Raw genomic sequence first — 18,270 nt, forward strand, 5'->3', positions numbered from 1 at the left:
ATCAATTCCTCCCTTTATTTACTACAATCATTTTACAATAATTTTTTAAAATGCAAAAACGGAATAGCTTCCACGATTTTTATCAGCAAGAGGTTGGAATGCAAGTGCAAGGCGGCCTTTCCATACAAAAAAGCGGGCACAATGAGTACCCGCCTGTTTCAGCTTATGCGCAGAAGACTGATTTTTCATTGAAGGTCTTTATTCAATTAAAACAAATGGAGTTGGATTTATATAATCGCCTTTGCTTTATTGATTTGCTCCTTTACTTCCTTAAATCCGGTTCCACCTAAGCTGTTTCGTTTGTTGACCGCTTCGTATGGGTTCAGAACTTCATATACATCATTTTCAAACAGAGAGGATGCTTCCTTATACTCTTCTAATGGCAAGTCAAGTAAATAGATTCCTTTTTGAATGCATTTATATACAAGTTTCCCGACTACTTCATGAGCTTCGCGGAAAGGAAGACCTTTTTTCGCCAAATAGTCAGCGAGTTCAGTAGCGTTTGAAAAATCCTGCTTCACCGATTTTTCCATCTGCTCTTTATTTACTTTCAGCGTTTCGATCATTCCCGTCATAATTTGCAAACAGCCCTCTACTGTTTTTACAGTATCGAACATGCCCTCTTTATCTTCCTGCAAGTCTTTGTTATAGGCAAGAGGGAGACCTTTTAAAACCGTCAGCAAACCGACGAGATTGCCGACGACGCGACCGCTCTTCCCTCGAATTAATTCCGCCATATCCGGATTTTTCTTTTGTGGCATGATGCTGCTGCCGGTCGAATAAGCGTCATCCATTTCAACGAACTGGAATTCCTGCGAGCACCATAAAATTAATTCTTCGCAAAATCTTGATAGATGAATCATCAACAGCGAGCTGTTGCTCATAAATTCAACAATAAAATCCCTGTCGCTCACCGCATCCAGGCTGTTTAAATAAACTTCATCGAAGCCTAAAAGCTCAGCCGTATATTTCCGGTCAATCGGAAAGGTTGTCCCAGCTAATGCGGCAGCGCCAAGCGGACTGATATTAATCCGTTTCAAAGATTCTGTAAATCTAGATTTGTCACGCTCAAGCATCCAAAAATAAGCCAATAAATGATGGGCGAATGAAATCGGCTGCGCCCGCTGCAAATGTGTATATCCCGGCAAAATCGTCTCAATATGCTGTTCAGCTTTGTTTACAAGCGCTTTTTGCAATTCTCTGATCAGTTCCACAATGGCTTCAACATGTTTTTTTAAGTATAGATGCATATCGGTCGCCACTTGGTCGTTGCGGCTTCTTGATGTATGCAGCTTTCCGCCGATCGGTCCGATTTCATCTATTAACATTTTTTCAATGTTTAAATGAATATCTTCATATTGAACGGAGTATTCAAGCTCCCCATTTTTTGCTTTTTCCAAAAGACGGTGCAGCCCTTTTTCAATCGCTTCTCCTTCCTCTTTTGTTAAAATGCCGCACTTGGCAAGCATTTTAACATGGGCGAGGCTCCCTTGAATGTCTTCCTCTACGAGCTGTTTGTCAAACGTGATCGACGCATTGAATTCGTCGACCCATGCTTCGGGCGTCTTTTGAAAACGGCCGCCCCAAAGTTTTTTCATATTGTCACCTTCTTGTTTTTCACGATGCTGTTCACCGCTGTTGGAAGGCCGAACAGTTTAATAAAGCCGACTGCTGCTTCATGATCAAATGAATCTTCTTGCGTGTAGGTGGCCAGCTTTTCATCATAAAGCGAGTACGGAGATTTTCTTCCTTCAACAATTGCGTGCCCTTTATACAATTTTACGCGCACTGTCCCTGTTACATATTTTTGAGTTTCTTTCAAAAATGCTTCCAATGCGCTTTTCAGCGGAGAGAACCAAAGACCGTTGTAAATAAGCTCGGCAAGCTTTTGTTCGATCAGCGGTTTAAAATGCGCTACTTCTTTAACCTGTGTTAAATCTTCCAATTCTTTATGCGCTTTGATCAATGTCATAGCCGCAGGGCATTCGTACACTTCGCGCGATTTAATGCCGACAAGTCTGTTTTCCACATGATCGATTCTGCCGACGCCATGTTTTCCAGCGAGCGCATTCAGCTTCAAAATAAGTTCATCTAACTGCATTCTTTGACCGTTCACTGCTACCGGTACGCCTTGTTCAAATTCAATTTCGATGATGTCCGCTTCATCCGGTGCATTTTCAATGGAAGAAGTCAGTTCATAGGCATCCTCAGGCGGTGCAGCCCATGGATCTTCTAAAACTCCGCATTCATTGCTTCTTCCCCATAAGTTTTGATCGATGGAATATGGGCTGTCCAGATCAATCGGAATTGGAATGTCATGCTGTTTCGCATATTCAATTTCCTCTTCACGCGACCATTTCCATTCCCGAACAGGTGCCAAAACCTCCAGCTCAGGATTTAACGCTTTTATGGAAACTTCAAAGCGCACTTGGTCGTTTCCTTTTCCGGTACAACCGTGAGCAACTGCGACAGCGCCGGTCTTTTCCGCTATTTCCACTAATTTTTTGGCAATGAGCGGTCTTGAAAGAGCGGAAACAAGAGGATATTTACCTTCATAAAGGGTGTGTGCCTGAAGGGCGATCAACGCATATTCTTCCGCAAACTCTTTTTTCGCATCTATAATATAAGATTGTACAGCACCGACTTTTAGTGCTTTTTCTTTAATAAACTCTAAATCCTTCCCTTCCCCAACGTCCAGACAGCAGGCAACGACGTCATATCCTTTTTCTTGCAGCCACTTGATGGCGACAGATGTATCTAAACCTCCAGAATAGGCCAATACTACTTTTGGTTTTGACATGTTCATTCTCCTCTCCGATGTATACAAAATGAATAAAAATACTTTTTTATTCATAAAAATGCAATCATTAATTAAAAATGTAACAGTTTTGCTGACTTTTTTCAATAGTTTTTTTTAAAAAGCATTATTTGTTTATGATATAATTTGCATAATAAAAAATGGAGGAATGGAAATGTTTGAATATAACGAAAGATTGGGGATTCCTCTTCCTGCTTTCAGCAAGCATTGGGAGGAATATCCAAATGAGGTTCAACAGCAAATTTTATCGGATTGGGAATGTATACGTGGACAAATTCCTGACCGCATTAAACATTTAGAAGCGATAATAAATAAAAAGCAAGAGCAGTTGAATAACGAAGAGGATTTTGAGCTTTCGTGCAGACTAAATGAAGAAATCAGTGAGATTGCTTCCATCATTAATGATTTATGGCTTTGGTACCGGATTGACCCGCATATAACAGAAGCTTGAGAAGTTATATTTTCATCTCAAGCTCATCCTTTCATAATGATGTCTATATTGATAAAATTTATGGGCAAACTCAATGGCCACTTTCATTGAACGATAGCGAATGCCGCCTCCGATCATTAAGCTTAAAATCGGTTTTCCCCGAATTGTTTTATATTTGAATGTTTGCACGGCAATGCATTTTAAGATTTGATTTACAGTTTGATGGTTGACAAATGGTTCGTTCTGCTCATAAAAATAAGCATCATCTCCATTTTGTAATTCCTCTTTTAATTGATTCCACGCTTCAAATTTTAAATGTTTCGGCATTAAAGAGCCGTGAAAAACCTTTAGAGACAGCATCATTTCATAAGGGGACGAAACTTCATAACCATACGCAAGAGATAATGTTTGCACAGCCCGCATATGAAAAATCATTTGCAGCACAATATCTGCACTTAGCGAAAAAACTCCACCGGAAGAAGCGATTCCTCCTTGAATAAAGGAATACAGCCGCTGCTTCGCCATTTCCTTCTCAGCCAATTGATAGCATTCTTCTAAAGGGAGCTTTTTTAAATCAGTGATCGTTTGAACTTGATCGGAAATAACACGTGCAAATGAGAGGATCCGCTTCCGTGTTTCTGAATAGAAGATCGAGCTTTGCAAAATCGAATGCATATGAAACAAAACGTAATCGACCTTCTCAAACATTTCTTTTTGAATATGCTCAGGAAGGTCATTCAATCTTGTTTCCAGCCATTTGTCAAATGGAAGCGTGCATTTACATGCACATTTTTCCAACTCTTCCTCCCAGCATTTCATTTGATTTTCCCAGCTTTCTTCCAAAATGGCCCCCAAAAATGCACCGCCTTTCTTTTTAAAAAAATGCGCGCAAATATACAATGATATTATATCACGGAATTGATATAACTCTTAAGAGTCGAGCATTGATAAAATCCAATCCTTTACATCTATCATCCGATTATACTTCGGCAATCGCTCTGTCCCTGAAACGATGATTGCTGCTAAAGAGTCATGCTGGTGTAAACCGCCATGACTCGCACCGCCCACATGCACTGGAGATGACCCGTACTTGAATTCAAAGCCAGGATAAGCGCTAATCATAAGAAATTGTCCTTTATGTGACAAAGCGGCTGCATGTAATCTTGCCAGCGCATCCGGATATTCCCCGTACTTAATTCGGCTTCCTTCCGTGAAAATATCCAACACTTCAATGTCTCCGTTTAAAGTCCACATACTTCCATACGGATCTTCCCATTGACCTCCTTTTTTAAACATTAGCATTCCTTCCCGCCGCCCTGAAACAACTTTTATTTTTTCCTCTTCTTCCCGCCAAGCGATGACATCGATGCGTGCATCTGTTTTCAAAATGTTTGCAATTTCTTCAAGCGAATGGTTCGGCTGTAATAAATATACGAACGCCATGCGTTGATTGACCGCAAGTACGATATCATCATCCTTCCGTACACCTTTTGACAGCTTGGTAATACGATATGGGCTGAGTAGCTTTTCTAAATGGATCAGAGGATTTTGATTTCTCGGGCGGACAACCGCTTGGCCGTTATCGCCCATAATGATCCAAACATTGTTCTTCAGCGCTTCCTCCCATGAATGAAAACTGTCTAACACTTTTTGCAATTCACGATCTGTTTTTACGATTCCTGACAGATCCTCAACTCCTTTTTTATGTATAATTTGATCCATATCAGGAAAATAGACCATTGTAAAAGGAGGCAAAGAATGATTTTTAATAAGATAAATAAGCTCCTGAGCAGAAAATCGATTATTAAAGCCAAATCTTTGCCAGAAGTGTCCATACTTTGCAAATGGGTTTTGTTTAATGAAGGAGCCGTAAGTTAACAAATCCGGCCCCTTAACAGTAAGGCTTCTATGAAAAGTAGGCAGCAAAGATAATAAAAACGGAAGCTGCATTACTTTTTCCTGACTTCCTCGATAGAGAAGTCCATTAATAGACGCGGAATTTTTCCCCTTTTTGCTCAGTTCTTCAAAAATGGTTGCGGCCTTTTTGTTTAAATGCTCATGATTTATATTGTACAGCGGATCCTTTAATGAATTTGTGAGCCCCAGCTGTAAAAGCTCAGATGCATTTGTTCCATAATTAATAAGACGCTTTTCTTCATCATGAAACCAAACTAATCCTGGAACGTGATGCACATCTGAGTAATGCCCGGTAAGCAGACTGCTTTCCACATTGACGGACATCGTCGGAAAAGGACTGATAATTTCTGAAGCAGTACCATGCTTCATGAAAAAGGCGAAAGCCGGCGCCATTTTATTGTCTACTGCTTTTTTCAAAAAAGGGAGCATGAGAGTATCGATAATCAACAATATCACATTTTTGTTAGCCATTTTGTTCCATCCTCATCGTTTATTTGCTATTAGAATTTGTCTAGAAGGTGAAAATCATGCAAAAAACTCCGGTTTTTTAAATCGGAGCAATATTCAACGCTATTATCATTCTCATCCCCCCAATCATCACTTAAGAAATGTTGGAGGGAATGAATCATTTTAGTTCCCATGCATCGTTCATCATATAAATAGATTATTTCCACTTTTTATTGGTAAAAAAAAGCAACCTCCGTTCATATCCATTTCGGAATATGAAAAAAGGTTGCGTTGGTTATGAGTTCAGGTTTTGCTGTTATCCATCGGCAAAACCTTATAAATTCGCTATTCTCATTACATCTCTTGCAATCATCACTTCTTCATTTGTCGGTATAACTAGAACTTTTACTGGTGAGTGTGGATAGTTAATAAACGCTTCTTTTCCACGTACTTTGTTTAAGGCAGGATCCCAATAAACGCCCATAAATTCCAATCCTCGCAGCACTCGTTCGCGGACAACGTCACTGTTTTCACCAATGCCGGCGGTAAAGATAATCGCATCCACACCGCACATCCGCGCCGCATAAGATCCGATATATTTATGAATGCGGTCAGCAAAAACCGCCAATGCCAATTCGGCGCGAGCATTCCCCTTCGCTGCAGCATCTTCGATATCGCGCAAATCGCTTGAGAAACCGGATATTCCTAAAAGTCCGCTCTTTTTATTTAATACATTAATAACTTCATCAGCAGTTTTACCTGTTTTTTCCATGATATATGGGATAAGCGCTGGATCAATACTTCCGGAACGAGTTCCCATCGCAACACCTTCAAGAGGCGTAAATCCCATCGATGTATCGATTGATTTTCCGCCTTCAACTGCTGCAATGCTGGCACCATTTCCTAGATGGCAGGAAATAAGCCGCAAATGCTTTAAAGGTCTTTCAAGCAATTGAGCTGCCCGTTCCGTTACATATTTATGAGACGTTCCATGGAAGCCGTATTTGCGAATTCCGTATTTTTCATAATAATCATATGGCAAACTGTATAAGTAAGATTGTTCCGGCATCGATTGGTGAAAGGCAGTATCGAACACCGCTACCGCTGGAACGTCCGGAAGCACCTTTTGGAAGGCTCGAATGCCAAGCACATTGACTGGATTATGCAAAGGCGCCAAATGAGAGAGTTCTTCAATTTTCTTTAAAGTTTCTTCCGTAATAAGCGCTGAGTCACTGAAGATCTCTCCTCCATGTACAACCCTATGACCGATTCCGTCAATATCATTTAACGTCCGGATAATTCCATATTCAGTTAATTTATTTAGCACAAGCTGTACCGCTATTGAAAAATCGGTAATTTGACAACTTTCTTTCTTTTCTTCTCCGTTAACATATATCTTAAAAAATGATTGGTCCAAACCAATCCTTTCAACTACCCCTTTTGTTAAAACTTCTTCATTCGGCATTTCAAACAATTTAAACTTTAATGAAGAGCTTCCAGCATTTACAGCTAAAATCTTAGGCATGTATTTTCATTCTCTCCTTCTTTTTGTTGATGAAACTTTTTTAAAAATTCCTGCATGTGACATAGAAATTAGCAAAATATGTGAAACACCAGACTTGTCTAATTTTAAAAAGAGAGATGATCGCTCTATACATTTAAACATTGATAAAGCAACATTTCAAGTGAAAAATAAATGTCTATCTGTATACAAAAATTTCTAAAAACAAAAAGCGCTTCCATCCACTTCCTAAATGAAACGGGAAGCCACTATTCGCTAAAACCGAAGATTTCTTTTCTCTAGTTTAGTTTTTATGAAAAATAGAAGAAATAAACCGAATCCTAAAAAAAAGGCGACATCGCTGTCACCTTTTAGTGTCTTCATCTTTTCATTTATTTGTCCGGATCCACTCATCAATTTGATCCATAATCGAAGCAAGAGCTTTTTTATTCGAAAATTTCGGTAGATCAACAAGCATAACCCGTTTGGGCGGTACAATTCCTTCTCCCTTTTTTTGCAAAATAAAGATGCTTTTTCGACTATTTTCCGATTTAAACATGGAGCGCGGGAGCTGCAACAGGCCTTGGATCACTGTATTTTCTTTTAGATATCGATTCAATTTTGGAGCTTCAGGCGTCTCAAAAAGATGGTTTGGTATAAGGAAAAACAAATAACCGCCTTCTTTTGTATAGCGGATGCTCTGCTCAATAAAAAGATGATGGGCGTAAGAATGGCCTTCATCAGCCTTCAATTCAAAATGCTTTGCGACGTCATGATCGGGATAATAGCCGACTGGCAAGTCGCACACCACCGCATCCACAGGGTCGATAAAAAGGTTTTTTAAGCTGTCCTGATTATAAAAGTCAATAGAATGCTTCTGCAAATTTGCATTCACATAAGCGATTTTAACTAACAAATCATTTATATCGATTCCAATGCTTTCAACTTGCTTTGCTTCCAGTTGGTTTAAGACAGCCGAGAGTAAATTACCCGAACCTACAGCAGGGTCTAAAATCATTAAATTTTTTTCATCTTGAAAAAATTTTTGCACAAGATAGCCGAGCAATATGCAAACACTGTCAGGGGTCATTTGGTGGATTTGCTGATTATCTTCCTTTAATCCTTTTAAAACAGCGAGCTGAAAAGCTCTCCGAATTTCTTCATTTGAGTAGTGATCCAGATGAAACGTCCGGTATATATTGTTCAGTTTTTTACTTGTAATTTCGCTAATGAAATCTTGAACTGCAGTTCCGTGAAACAGGTTTTCTCCTGTATTCGCTATCGCTTCAATGTATGTACAATTCATTTCGTTTTTAATGATTTCTGCCGTCTCATTAATGAGTGAAAACAGTTTTTCAACATTTGAAAATCCTTGCATAAAGGCTTCCTCCTTTAAGCTCGTCACATCCTTTCATTTTAGCGTTTCATTGTTTTATAAGCAAGAAAAAAAAGGACCTTGCATCAGGTCCTTAATTTGCTGCTTTTGCAGCTTCAATCGCCGCTTCATAGTTTGGATGATTTGTCGCCTCGCTGACATATTCTACATATGTTACATTATCGTTTGAATCAACAACAAAAACAGCGCGAGCAAGCAGACGCAATTCTTTGATTAATACTCCGTACGCCTGTCCGAAAGAAGCGTCGCGATGGTCAGATAACAATTGTACATTTTCAATTCCGTTCGCACCGCACCAACGTTTTTGCGCAAAAGGAAGATCCATGCTGATTGTTAAAATTTTAACATTATCCAGCTTGGAAGCTTCTTCATTAAAGCGGCGTGTTTGTGCATCACATACGCCAGTATCGATCGAAGGAACAACAGAAATGATTCGGACCTGCCCTTTTGTATCAGCTAAAGTAACTTCCGACAAATCATTCGCAAGCACTTTGAAATCAGGCGCTTTATCTCCAACCTTCACTTCATTTCCTAAAAGAGTTACTGGATTTCCCTTAAATGTTACGTTTGCCATTTTATCCCCTCCAAATCTATGTATAGTTTAACTATAGCTTGTTTTTGAAGACTTTTCAAAGAAAAAGTGTTTGAAAATTTCAAAAAGCTGCCAAAGCAGCTTTAAATGTCAAAATCAATTTTTTCTTTTTCATTGTTATCGTCTTGTATATGTTTTTTCTTTCGAAACAGTTCTTGAATTTTTTCTACCGTTTGAGGAGTTGCATCTAAAATTTTTTCATAAAGATGGGTATTTTCATCTAAATGAAGAATTTTGATTCCATTTGTTCCAACAATAAGAAATGCGATTGGCGTAATCGATACACCGCCTCCGCTTCCTCCGCCGAAAGGAAGTTTTCCTTTTTCACCTGTAGTGCTGCTTCCATAAGGACTGCTTGAATGTTTTTCACCTGTCGGACCGTAAAATTCACTGCCACCTGCCGCAAATCCGAATCCCACTTTTGAAACGGTTAGTATAACACTCCCATCAGGAGTTTCAACTGGATCGCCAATTATGGTATTGACATCGATCATTTGCTGCAAGTTTTCCATTGCCGTTTTCATTAACCCTTGAATCGGATGATCGCTCATACTTTTGCCTCCTCTAAACTATGTTCATTCTTCTTGTTTTTCTTGGCAAACGGTAAGTTTCGCCATAATGCTGTTTTTGATCTCGACCATTTTACGAGACGCAATCCTGCTATGATAGCATTCCCAAGTCGGAATTGCATCATACATACAAATGTCGTTTTCAAAACCATTCGGTTGAAATTAGGAAAGATTGAAACAACTGGATAACCTATTAATGTAAAGTATCGGGAAGCGAAATAAATAATAGAGCTTTTCATCCCCCATAGTGTACCCGCCGACATTCCTGTTGAGGCAGCTTCTCCCGTTCCGATTTCAGTACGCCACTCCCATTTCACAATCCGAACCTTCTTCAAAAATTTCTGAATAATAAAGCAAAAATGGATAACATTTTCCAATATTTCTTTAAAATTTTGCAGCATCTCAAACAGCTCTTCAGGAGTCACTTTTTCGGACGATTTTTGAGTTGAATGTTTCGTTTCTTTTTCTTGTTTATAAACAATATTTGGACCTTCTTGATCCAGTTTTATAAAAGGGATTTTGATTGTGTAGCGAATAAGGCCAAAAAACAATAGAAATGTCACTCTTAACCGATCGTCATATTTATCGTGTTTATATGAAAGTACAATCGTTAATTTTGTCATTGCAACAAGAAGCACAAATATCAAAAATAGGAAAAAGACTATTGCAAGCCAAAATGGCATAATTTCACATCCTTTCAGTGAACCATTATCACCTCTCTATAAAAAAATAAACCTGCCTTTTCGGCAGGTCATCTTGAAAACCGTTCATCATGAATAACTGTTGTATCGCTGAATAAATCGTGCAGTCCTTGTTTCTTTTTTGTAAAAGCAACGATCAAATATCCAATCCACGTAACCTTGGAGATGTACCGTCCGATCCATTCCCTGAAGAAAACATCGGTCCATGTAAGCTTATCATTTTTTAAAGATATAACACGCAGGCCAAAAACCATTTTCCCGAGCGTTTGTCCTAAAAACTTCGTCATAAGAATAAAGTAGGAAAAGAAAAACAAGGCGCTTAAAATTCGATAAGGTGAAAAAATAAAATCGCTTTTTTCCAATCCGATCAGTAAAAAAAGCGGATTGGCAACAATTCGGATGACGCTTGAAACAACAATGAGGTCAAGCAAGTATGCCCAAAACCGCATCCAAAATCCCGCAAAGTGATAAGAGATGTCTGTTTGAATCTCATGCTTTTGTTCAATTTGATTTATTTCTTCAAATGTTCCATCCATGTTGGCACCTCCTACTCCGAATATAAATACATCAGGCGGGGAGAATTCGGTTGTGAAAACAATTTGTATAGTCCCTGCATTTCCAGATCTTTAGAGATCACCTTCCCAGCCATCATGGAAAGGAACGATTCAAATCCAAAGCTCGATTTATATTTGAATACATATGGATCTGATAAGTCTAAGTCTTTTTTCATCATTTCCACCGCATCATCAAAATAGCCTAGCTCGTCAACTAAATGGAGCTGCTTCGCCTGCCGGCCGTCATAAATTCGTCCATCGGCAATTTTCCGCACTTCCCCTTCATCCATCTTTCTTCCTTGCGAGATTACGTCTACAAAGCCTTCATAAGCGTTATTCACCATTTTTTGAAGAATTTCTCTTTCCTCTTTTGTCATATCTCTTGCTGAAGAAAAAATGTCTTTATATGGACCGCTTTTGATCGTTTCTACTTTCACCCCAAAGTTTTTTGCCAATTCACTGTAGTTTATTCCTTGCATAATGACCCCTAGCGAGCCTGTCATCGTATCCGGTGCTGCAATAATTTTATCGGCAGGAGTTGAAATATAATATCCTCCTGAAGCTGCCATGGTTCCCATCGAAACATAAATCGGCTTTTTCGCCTTTTCTTTAACTTCCATTAGTTTTTTATGAATTTCTGCACTTTCCACTACTCCCCCGCCAGGAGAGTTGACTCGCAAAATGATTCCTTTTACGCTTTTATCCTCGCCGGCCTTTTCAATCAATTTCAAAAATTCTTTATGATTGTAGCCTTCACTGGCAAAAATCGATGTAACATCTTCTCCCGTATCTTGAATCACTCCATTTACTTCCAGTACCGCAATTTTTTCATCCGGCATTCCTTCTTCAAGGACTTCCTCAGAAAACTGCGATTCAAAAAAATTCCCAGACAATTTTTCTGCATTTGAAACAGCCATAGAAGCAAAGCTAATGATCATCGAAAAAACAAATAATGCTGCGGCAATTCCTAACGCAGCCCACCTTTTTCCACTCAAGATGTTTACCTCCTTGATTCAATTTCACCTTTTTTGACATGTTCCATTATAAAAATGTTAAACTATATATCATAGTGTATTTTAACATTTATTTATATAATTGTGGAGAATCTTCCAAAAAGAGGAGGTTTTTTTGATGGATCCACGCCGAAATATCTACTTCTTTTACAAACATAGCGATCACCTTGAACAGAAAATAGCTTCGTTGATTGACTTGGCGAAGCAGTATGATTTTCGTCCTGTTGAAGATTGGAGACATGCGAACATTATCGTAGCAATCGGAGGGGACGGAACATTTTTGCAAGCGGTTAGAAAAACGCAATTTCGCGACGACTGTCTGTACATAGGCATCGCAACTGAAGGGCATATCAGTTTTTATTGTGATTTCCATATAGATCAAAAAGACAAATTAGTTGAAGCTTTTCAGCTGGAAAAGGTCGAGGTAAGAAGATATCCAACCATCGATGTCACCGTCGACCATGAAGTAAAGATTTCCTGCTTAAATGAATGCAGTGTCAGATCAGCAATTATTAAAACATTTGTTCTGGATGTATTTATTGATGATATGCATTTTGAAACGTTCCGAGGCGACGGAATGATTATTGCCACTCCAACAGGGAGCACAGCCTACAATAAATCTGTGAAGGGAGCTGTCGTCGATCCGCTCATAGACTGTTTACAAGTAACTGAACTTGCATCTTTGAACAATAATCTATATCGGACGTTAGGATCCTCTTTTATTTTAAGCGGAAATCGAAAGCTTACATTAAAAGTTGTGCAGGACGGCAACGATTATCCGATTATCGGAATGGACAACGAAGCTCTAAGCATTCGTCATGTCAACCAGCTGGATATTGAATTAGGAAAGAAAAAAATTAAAACTGTTAAATTAAAAGATAATTCTTTCTGGGATAAAGTGAAAAGAACCTTTTTATAAAATCGAGTAGGAGGGAGCGATTAACTCCCGTCCTCTCACACCACCGTACGTACGGTTCCGTATACGGCGGTTCAATTAAGATAATTGACGCAAGTCTTTATAACTTCCGTGAATAGCTGTTCTCTTTATGCCAGTGGTCACTCCACCCTCCAAGAGATCTCCCACGGGATTCACCGCTTCCTCCCTCAAGTGAGGTACTACGTTTTCTGTGTTCATCATGACACACTGAATGCCAAGGGCTATTCTCTCTTAATTGTTCGGTCCTTCTTAGTTGTTCTAGACCAACTAATACTATGACCTCTGCTGACTTCTGACTGTTCAGCTATCTATCACTAGATAGGTTACCAAGGTTACTTGGCGTGCCAGCCAGACCTCCCCGGGTAAGAGTGTAATCTTTCCTTCCATCCATCTGCTTCATTTACTCTGTATCACCTTCGGCAGAAAGGGCTTTGTTTTGTCTTGCAAACTCACCCAGTGATACCTAGCCTCATATGAAGTTCGTGTTCCGAGAGACCTTAAAGTTTGCCGCTCGCTTCCTTCAGATTCCGCGTCACCACGGACACCCTTGCGTTAAGCTAACTGCTACTTCTGCCTTCGCAGCTCGGGACTTTCACCCTATAGATTACACCCATGCCGGGCGCACATGAAAATGAGCGAAAAGGATCACCTTTTCGCTCAAAAGCCAAAATATTTATTTATTGAAATGTTCCGCCACCGCCAGATAGTTGCTGCTGAGCAAAAGATACAAGCCGCTTTGTAATTTCTCCTCCAACGGAGCCGTTCGCGCGGGATGTAGTATCAGGACCTAAGTTTACACCGAATTCTGATGCGATTTCTGTTTTTAATTGCTCAAGTGCTTGTTCAGCACCAGGAACTAAAATTTGGTTAGAGTTGCTAGATCTGTTTTGAGCCATGTGTCATTCACCTCCTTGTGGATATAGAATGTGAAAAAACACATGGCTTCATGCATAAAACGAAATGGTAATTGTTTTGAACTTGTGGAATATTATAGTAAATTTTCAAAATCCTCTTCTATTTTTTCTTGTATATCATGTTTTCTTGGAAATTCAATTGTTACTGTTTCCTCAATCGCCTTCTGAATGAGAGGTTGAAAATCTACATAGCTTTCAAGCTTTAATATTTTCTCCCTTTTCGGCTTCGTTTTCGGTGAAGCTGGTGTAAAAATAGTACAGCAGTCTTCATAAGGTCTGTTTGAAATCTCAAACGTATCAATTTTTTCGGCAATTTCAATGATTTCATTTTTATCCATTGAAATTAAAGGTCTCAGTATAGGAGTTGTCGTCACTTCATTAATAGCATACATGCTCTCAAGCGTTTGGCTTGCTACCTGCCCTAGACTTTCGCCTGTTACAATGGCTAAGGCGCCTCGGTTTTTCCGAATTTCATCGGCAATTTTTAACATCATTCTTCTAGTCGATGTCATTGTATAATTTTCTAATATTTTTTGCTGAATGGTCACTTGAATTTCTGTAAACGGAACGATGTGAAGCACGATTTTGCCGCCAAATTCGGTTAATTTTTCTACGAGATCCATAACCTTTTGCTTCGCTCTTTCATTCGTATATGGAGGGCTGAAGAAATGGATCGCTTCAATCTCCAAGCCTCTTTTCATTGACAAATACCCAGCGACAGGGCTGTCAATTCCTCCAGAAAGCATCAGCATCGCCTTTCCGCTTGAACCAACCGGAAGCCCTCCCGCCCCTTTAAAATCTTTGCACATTATATATGTGGCATGCGGACGGACTTCTACGCGCACGTTTATGTCCGGATGATGAACATCTACTTTCAAACCGTCAGTATGAATAAGTATATGCCGACCAATTTCATAATTGAGTTGGTCTGAAGTTAACGGAAACGATTTATCTGCTCTTTTGGCCGACACTTTAAAAGTGTCTCCGTTTTTATACAATTGCTTGACTGCCTGTAAAGCCGTGTCCTTTATGGCTTCGATGTCGCTTTTCGTTCTGATTGCCAAACTGAAGGACTGTATGCCAAAAACTGTTTGCAATTTTTCCGCTACCTTTTCCCCTTCTTCTCCATTTAATTTGATAAAAAGGCGATCTCTGTTCGCTGTATACTCTAAAGACGAAAAGGAAGACAATGCAAGTTTTATATTGTTTTTCAAATGGTTAATAAAATGTTTACGATTTTTTCCCTTTAAAGACATTTCACCATATCTGACTAAAATATGATCATATTGCATGTTTATAACCCCATTATATTTTTTAATTTTTGTATAGATGATGGCAGGACGTCAATCAACGGCTTGACATCATCGATCGTCTGCCCAATTGAAAGGCTTATGCGGATGGCGCTTTCGGTGATGCTGCTTTTTTTGCCCATCGCCTTCAATACTTTGCTTTCTCCCTTTTTCCTTGAAGAACAAGCTGAAGTAGTGGAGACATAAATATTCTCCTCTTCAAGCATATGAACTAAAACTTCCGCTTTTATACCAGGTACAGAAAAGTTGATAATATGAGGGGCGGAAGATTCCTTTGGTGTGTTGATAATAATGCCATCTATTTTTTCAAGCTCATTTATAAGATAGTTTTTCGTATTAATCAGACGATCGATCTTCTCTTCATAGTCGTTGAATGCCAGCCTTAAACCTTTCGCTAGGGACACGCTGCCCGCTAAATTTTCAGTGCCTGATCTAATGCTTGCTTCCTGGCCACCCCCTGATAAAAGAGTGAGAATTGGTGTATTTTTTCTAATGTACAACACTCCTGTACCGTTTAGGGCATGAAATTTATGGCCAGATATTGTACATAAATCAATTCCCGCTTTTTTTATATTTAAAGGAACCTTCCCGACTCCTTGCACGTGATCGACATGATAAACGATGTTCGGATAGTTTTTAAGTATTTCGCCAATCTCTTCAATTGGCTGAATCGCTCCGATTTCATTGTTGACATGCATAACGGACACTAAGATTGTATCGTTACGTACAGCCTTTTGTATGTCAGCTGGAGACACAATGCCATTTTCATTTACAGGAATCCACGTCACTTCAAACCCGAATTCTTTTTCAAGCTGTTCAAATGCTTCACTGACAGAAGGGTGTTCAATTACAGTCGTAATCAAATGCTTTCCTTTATGTCTTTGTGCAAAAGCCGCGCCTTTAATCGCCAAATTATTTCCTTCCGTTGCTCCAGACGTAAATATGATTTCCTGTCCGCTTACACCTAGCAAATCGGCTACTTGTTCTCTTGCTTTTGTTAAAAGTCTTTCCGCTTGAACACCCAAATGATGAAGAGATGATGGGTTCCCGAAAAACTTTTCCGCCACTTGCCGGTACGTATCAAGTACATCAGGGTAAGGCTTTGTAGTTGCACTATTATCCAAGTAAAGCATCGGTTGTATACCCCTTTGAATTATATTTTCTAACACTTTGCAATGCAATATTAACATAAGTAAATTGAAATGAAAAAGAAAAGATCATCACATAGACGGGCTCATTCAGACGAAAGCCTTTGTCCACGCACGTAGCTGCTTTTTTGTGAATTCAACAACGTCATCTTCGATCATCGTCGTCTTCCCGCATCCGCCGATCCCAAGCAGCGTGTAAAACTTCCCGCGTTCAATCTTAAAAACTGACATCATCAAGCACGACTAACCTATCGTATTCCTTCGTCACTCGCTTCACAAAGCGGATGATTTCTCCTTTCTTCGTCAGTCGTTCCCCATTTCTTGAACCGCAAATAAAATTTGAGATCAATCTCTTCCTCATTCCTATCAATCACTTTTAGAACACAGCGTAAAGAAATAAAAAAACTCGTTACCCCTCTAGCATTTTGCTTTAGAGAAACGAGAAAAAGCTGATTTTCGCCGCTGTTCATTATGCCATAAAAAGAGACATCGGCTCTATTTTTCAAAGAAGAACTAAAAATAAGCCGCTCATTAGACGCCTATAGACCAAAAAGTTACGCTGTTCAAGAAAAGACTGTCGGCACACTCTCACAGCTGCCAGCAGGTGCAATAGTTTAAGCTGCTGATGATTCGTTTCTTGAATCCGTTCATCATCATGTCCTTTAGCTGCCCTTTTTGCTTGCTCCTTGCCTGCCAGAGCTAACTCGGGAAACGTCAATCCTTGAAAAAAAGTTTTCATGACGACCTTCGTTTCTATTTCCTTTTAATGAAGGGGCTGTCTAATAAGTTGTTTTTTCGGGTTATTGACCCCTTTAATGTTTTAGAAACTTTGATATATCGGTGTTTATGATTTTTTGTTTTCGATGGGAGCTTGACTTTCTGGACAACTCCGGCGTATTACCGAATATTGCTTCAGCAACATGTTAAATGATATCCAAAGGCACTTTTTTACGAGGTTTTGGAAATGCCTCATCAAGTCGGTTCAAGTCTTCTTGGGTTAATTCAATAGCAGCAGCTTCAGCATTCTCCAGAACATGCTGCTCTTGCCCAGCTTTTGGAATAGCGATGACATCATTCGTGCGTATCGTCCAAGCAAGTGCAATTTGTAATGGTTTTACATTGTATTTTTTGGCAATTTCATTAACAGTTGGATCCGTCAACAACTGCTTTCTTAATGTACCTCCTTGGGCAAGGGGGCTGTACGCCATAATCGGTATATGATGTTCCCGGTGCCAAGGCAGCAGATCAAAATCAATTCCTCTCGAACCTATATGGTATAACACTTGGTTTGTCGCACAGTTTGATCCGTTGAGCGTGTTCCATAGCTCTTCCATATCGTCTGTGTCAAAATTGGAGACTCCCCATCTTAATATTTTTCCTTCTTTTCGCAGCTTTTCCATACCTTCGATTGTTTCTTCTAAAGGAATGCGGCCTCGCCAATGTAAAAGATATAAATCTAAATAGTCCGTCCCCAGCCGTTTTAAGCTGTTTTCACATGCAACGGAAATCTTGTCTAGTCCTGCATTATGCGGATACACTTTAGAGACTAAAAACACATCATCTCTGCGCCCTTTGATTGCTTCGCCGACTAAGCGTTCAGAAGCGCCATTTCCGTACATCTCAGCAGTGTCAATTACTTTCATGCCCAATTCTATTCCAAGTTGTAAGGCTTTTATTTCTTTAGCTTTCTCCTGTGGCTTATCTCCCATGTACCATGTTCCTTGACCTATACATGGAACAGTCGTGCCATCAGGCAGCTTCACTACTCGTTTTTCAACATGACTTCTTATTTCCATGATTTTATTACTGTCCAATAATCCCATCCACTCTCGACCCTTTCCGTTATATTGTGAAATTCCCATTCTATAAAATTCCGCTTTCATACCTTTTCGACTTCAAAAATATGTACGTGCTTTCGAAACTTGTTTTTAGTGTTTGTTTAATTGCTATTGTTTCCCTTTTACACCTTTATAACAAATGTGGCAATGAATTACAATAAAAAAGCCCTTCACAGCGGCAAGCG

At 39.4% G+C, this 18,270-nt stretch carries 18 protein-coding genes and 1 pseudogene; 2 read left to right on the forward strand and 17 right to left on the reverse strand.

Features of this window, described 5'->3' with window-relative positions; all coding sequences use genetic code 11:
• Positions 1–227: 227 nt before the first annotated feature.
• Positions 228–1,598 carry an argininosuccinate lyase gene (gene argH / locus NSR00_RS08650; RefSeq protein ID WP_066247830.1) on the reverse strand — a complete coding sequence of 457 codons (1,371 nt, stop codon included), beginning with the start codon at positions 1,596–1,598 and terminating at the stop codon, positions 228–230.
• The gene (locus NSR00_RS08655; protein ID WP_063387384.1) at positions 1,595–2,800 is read right to left on the reverse strand and encodes an argininosuccinate synthase; all 1,206 of its coding nucleotides are present in this window, start codon (positions 2,798–2,800) and stop codon (positions 1,595–1,597) included. Before NSR00_RS08655 ends, argH begins: the two co-directional genes overlap by 4 nt.
• 166 nt (positions 2,801–2,966) lie before the next feature.
• On the opposite strand from NSR00_RS08655, the gene NSR00_RS08660 reads away from it, so the two are divergent.
• Positions 2,967–3,269: a hypothetical protein gene (locus NSR00_RS08660; RefSeq protein WP_066247832.1), complete on the forward strand. Its 303-nt coding sequence runs from the start codon at positions 2,967–2,969 to the stop codon at positions 3,267–3,269.
• A gap of 12 nt (positions 3,270–3,281) precedes the next feature.
• On the opposite strand, the gene NSR00_RS08665 is transcribed toward NSR00_RS08660, so the two are convergent.
• From NSR00_RS08665 to sppA, 9 genes are all read right to left on the reverse strand, one after another.
• Entirely contained in the window at positions 3,282–4,103 is an 822-nt protein-coding gene (locus tag NSR00_RS08665; protein ID WP_340788144.1) for an EcsC family protein, read from the reverse strand.
• A 75-nt stretch (positions 4,104–4,178) separates the two neighbouring features.
• On the reverse strand, positions 4,179–5,636 hold the full coding sequence (locus NSR00_RS08670) for an alkaline phosphatase family protein (protein ID WP_340788146.1): 1,458 nt from the start codon (positions 5,634–5,636) through the stop codon (positions 4,179–4,181).
• Positions 5,637–5,946: 310 nt separating this feature from the next.
• On the reverse strand, positions 5,947–7,137 hold the full coding sequence (locus NSR00_RS08675) for an acetate kinase (protein ID WP_094246339.1): 1,191 nt from the start codon (positions 7,135–7,137) through the stop codon (positions 5,947–5,949).
• A 364-nt stretch (positions 7,138–7,501) separates the two neighbouring features.
• Positions 7,502–8,491, reverse strand: coding sequence for a class I SAM-dependent methyltransferase (locus NSR00_RS08680; protein WP_340788149.1), 990 nt, complete (start codon positions 8,489–8,491; stop codon positions 7,502–7,504).
• Positions 8,492–8,582: 91 nt separating this feature from the next.
• Entirely contained in the window at positions 8,583–9,083 is a 501-nt protein-coding gene (tpx, locus tag NSR00_RS08685) for a thiol peroxidase (protein ID WP_063387376.1), read from the reverse strand.
• 101 nt (positions 9,084–9,184) lie between these two features.
• Entirely contained in the window at positions 9,185–9,652 is a 468-nt protein-coding gene (ytfJ, locus tag NSR00_RS08690) for a GerW family sporulation protein (protein WP_066247839.1), read from the reverse strand.
• Positions 9,649–10,353: a DUF2953 domain-containing protein gene (locus tag NSR00_RS08695; protein ID WP_340788151.1), complete on the reverse strand. Its 705-nt coding sequence runs from the start codon at positions 10,351–10,353 to the stop codon at positions 9,649–9,651. Before NSR00_RS08695 ends, ytfJ begins: the two co-directional genes overlap by 4 nt.
• Positions 10,354–10,421: 68 nt before the next feature.
• Positions 10,422–10,907 (reverse strand): RDD family protein, encoded by a 486-nt coding sequence (locus tag NSR00_RS08700; protein ID WP_130156158.1) that lies wholly within the window; start codon positions 10,905–10,907, stop codon positions 10,422–10,424.
• Positions 10,908–10,918: 11 nt separating this feature from the next.
• Complete coding sequence (gene sppA / locus NSR00_RS08705) at positions 10,919–11,920, reverse strand: signal peptide peptidase SppA (RefSeq protein ID WP_340788157.1); 1,002 nt, start codon at positions 11,918–11,920, stop codon at positions 10,919–10,921.
• A gap of 136 nt (positions 11,921–12,056) precedes the next feature.
• On the opposite strand from sppA, the gene NSR00_RS08710 reads away from it, so the two are divergent.
• The gene (locus NSR00_RS08710; RefSeq protein ID WP_094246343.1) at positions 12,057–12,857 is read left to right on the forward strand and encodes an NAD kinase; all 801 of its coding nucleotides are present in this window, start codon (positions 12,057–12,059) and stop codon (positions 12,855–12,857) included.
• Positions 12,858–13,552: 695 nt separating this feature from the next.
• Here NSR00_RS08710 and NSR00_RS08715 read toward each other — a convergent pair.
• The 6 genes and pseudogenes from NSR00_RS08715 to NSR00_RS08740 all read right to left on the reverse strand — a co-directional run bounded on the left by NSR00_RS08715 (position 13,553) and on the right by NSR00_RS08740 (position 18,070).
• Positions 13,553–13,771: an alpha/beta-type small acid-soluble spore protein gene (locus NSR00_RS08715; protein ID WP_063387370.1), complete on the reverse strand. Its 219-nt coding sequence runs from the start codon at positions 13,769–13,771 to the stop codon at positions 13,553–13,555.
• 92 nt (positions 13,772–13,863) lie between these two features.
• On the reverse strand, positions 13,864–15,081 hold the full coding sequence (gene thiI, locus NSR00_RS08720; RefSeq protein WP_117017222.1) for a tRNA uracil 4-sulfurtransferase ThiI: 1,218 nt from the start codon (positions 15,079–15,081) through the stop codon (positions 13,864–13,866).
• 2 nt (positions 15,082–15,083) lie between these two features.
• The gene (locus NSR00_RS08725; RefSeq protein WP_117017221.1) at positions 15,084–16,232 is read right to left on the reverse strand and encodes a cysteine desulfurase family protein; all 1,149 of its coding nucleotides are present in this window, start codon (positions 16,230–16,232) and stop codon (positions 15,084–15,086) included.
• Positions 16,233–16,400: 168 nt separating this feature from the next.
• Positions 16,401–16,608 (reverse strand): annotated as a pseudogene (locus NSR00_RS08730) (hypothetical protein); the annotation flags it as partial.
• A 141-nt stretch (positions 16,609–16,749) separates the two neighbouring features.
• The gene (locus NSR00_RS08735) at positions 16,750–16,986 is read right to left on the reverse strand and encodes a hypothetical protein (RefSeq protein WP_340788163.1); all 237 of its coding nucleotides are present in this window, start codon (positions 16,984–16,986) and stop codon (positions 16,750–16,752) included.
• Positions 16,987–17,170: 184 nt separating this feature from the next.
• Positions 17,171–18,070, reverse strand: coding sequence for an aldo/keto reductase (locus tag NSR00_RS08740; protein ID WP_094246540.1), 900 nt, complete (start codon positions 18,068–18,070; stop codon positions 17,171–17,173).
• Positions 18,071–18,270: the final 200 nt, after the last annotated feature.

The sequence above is a fragment of the Aeribacillus sp. FSL K6-8394 genome (assembly GCF_038008865.1).
Classification (GTDB): domain Bacteria; phylum Bacillota; class Bacilli; order Bacillales; family Aeribacillaceae; genus Aeribacillus; species Aeribacillus composti.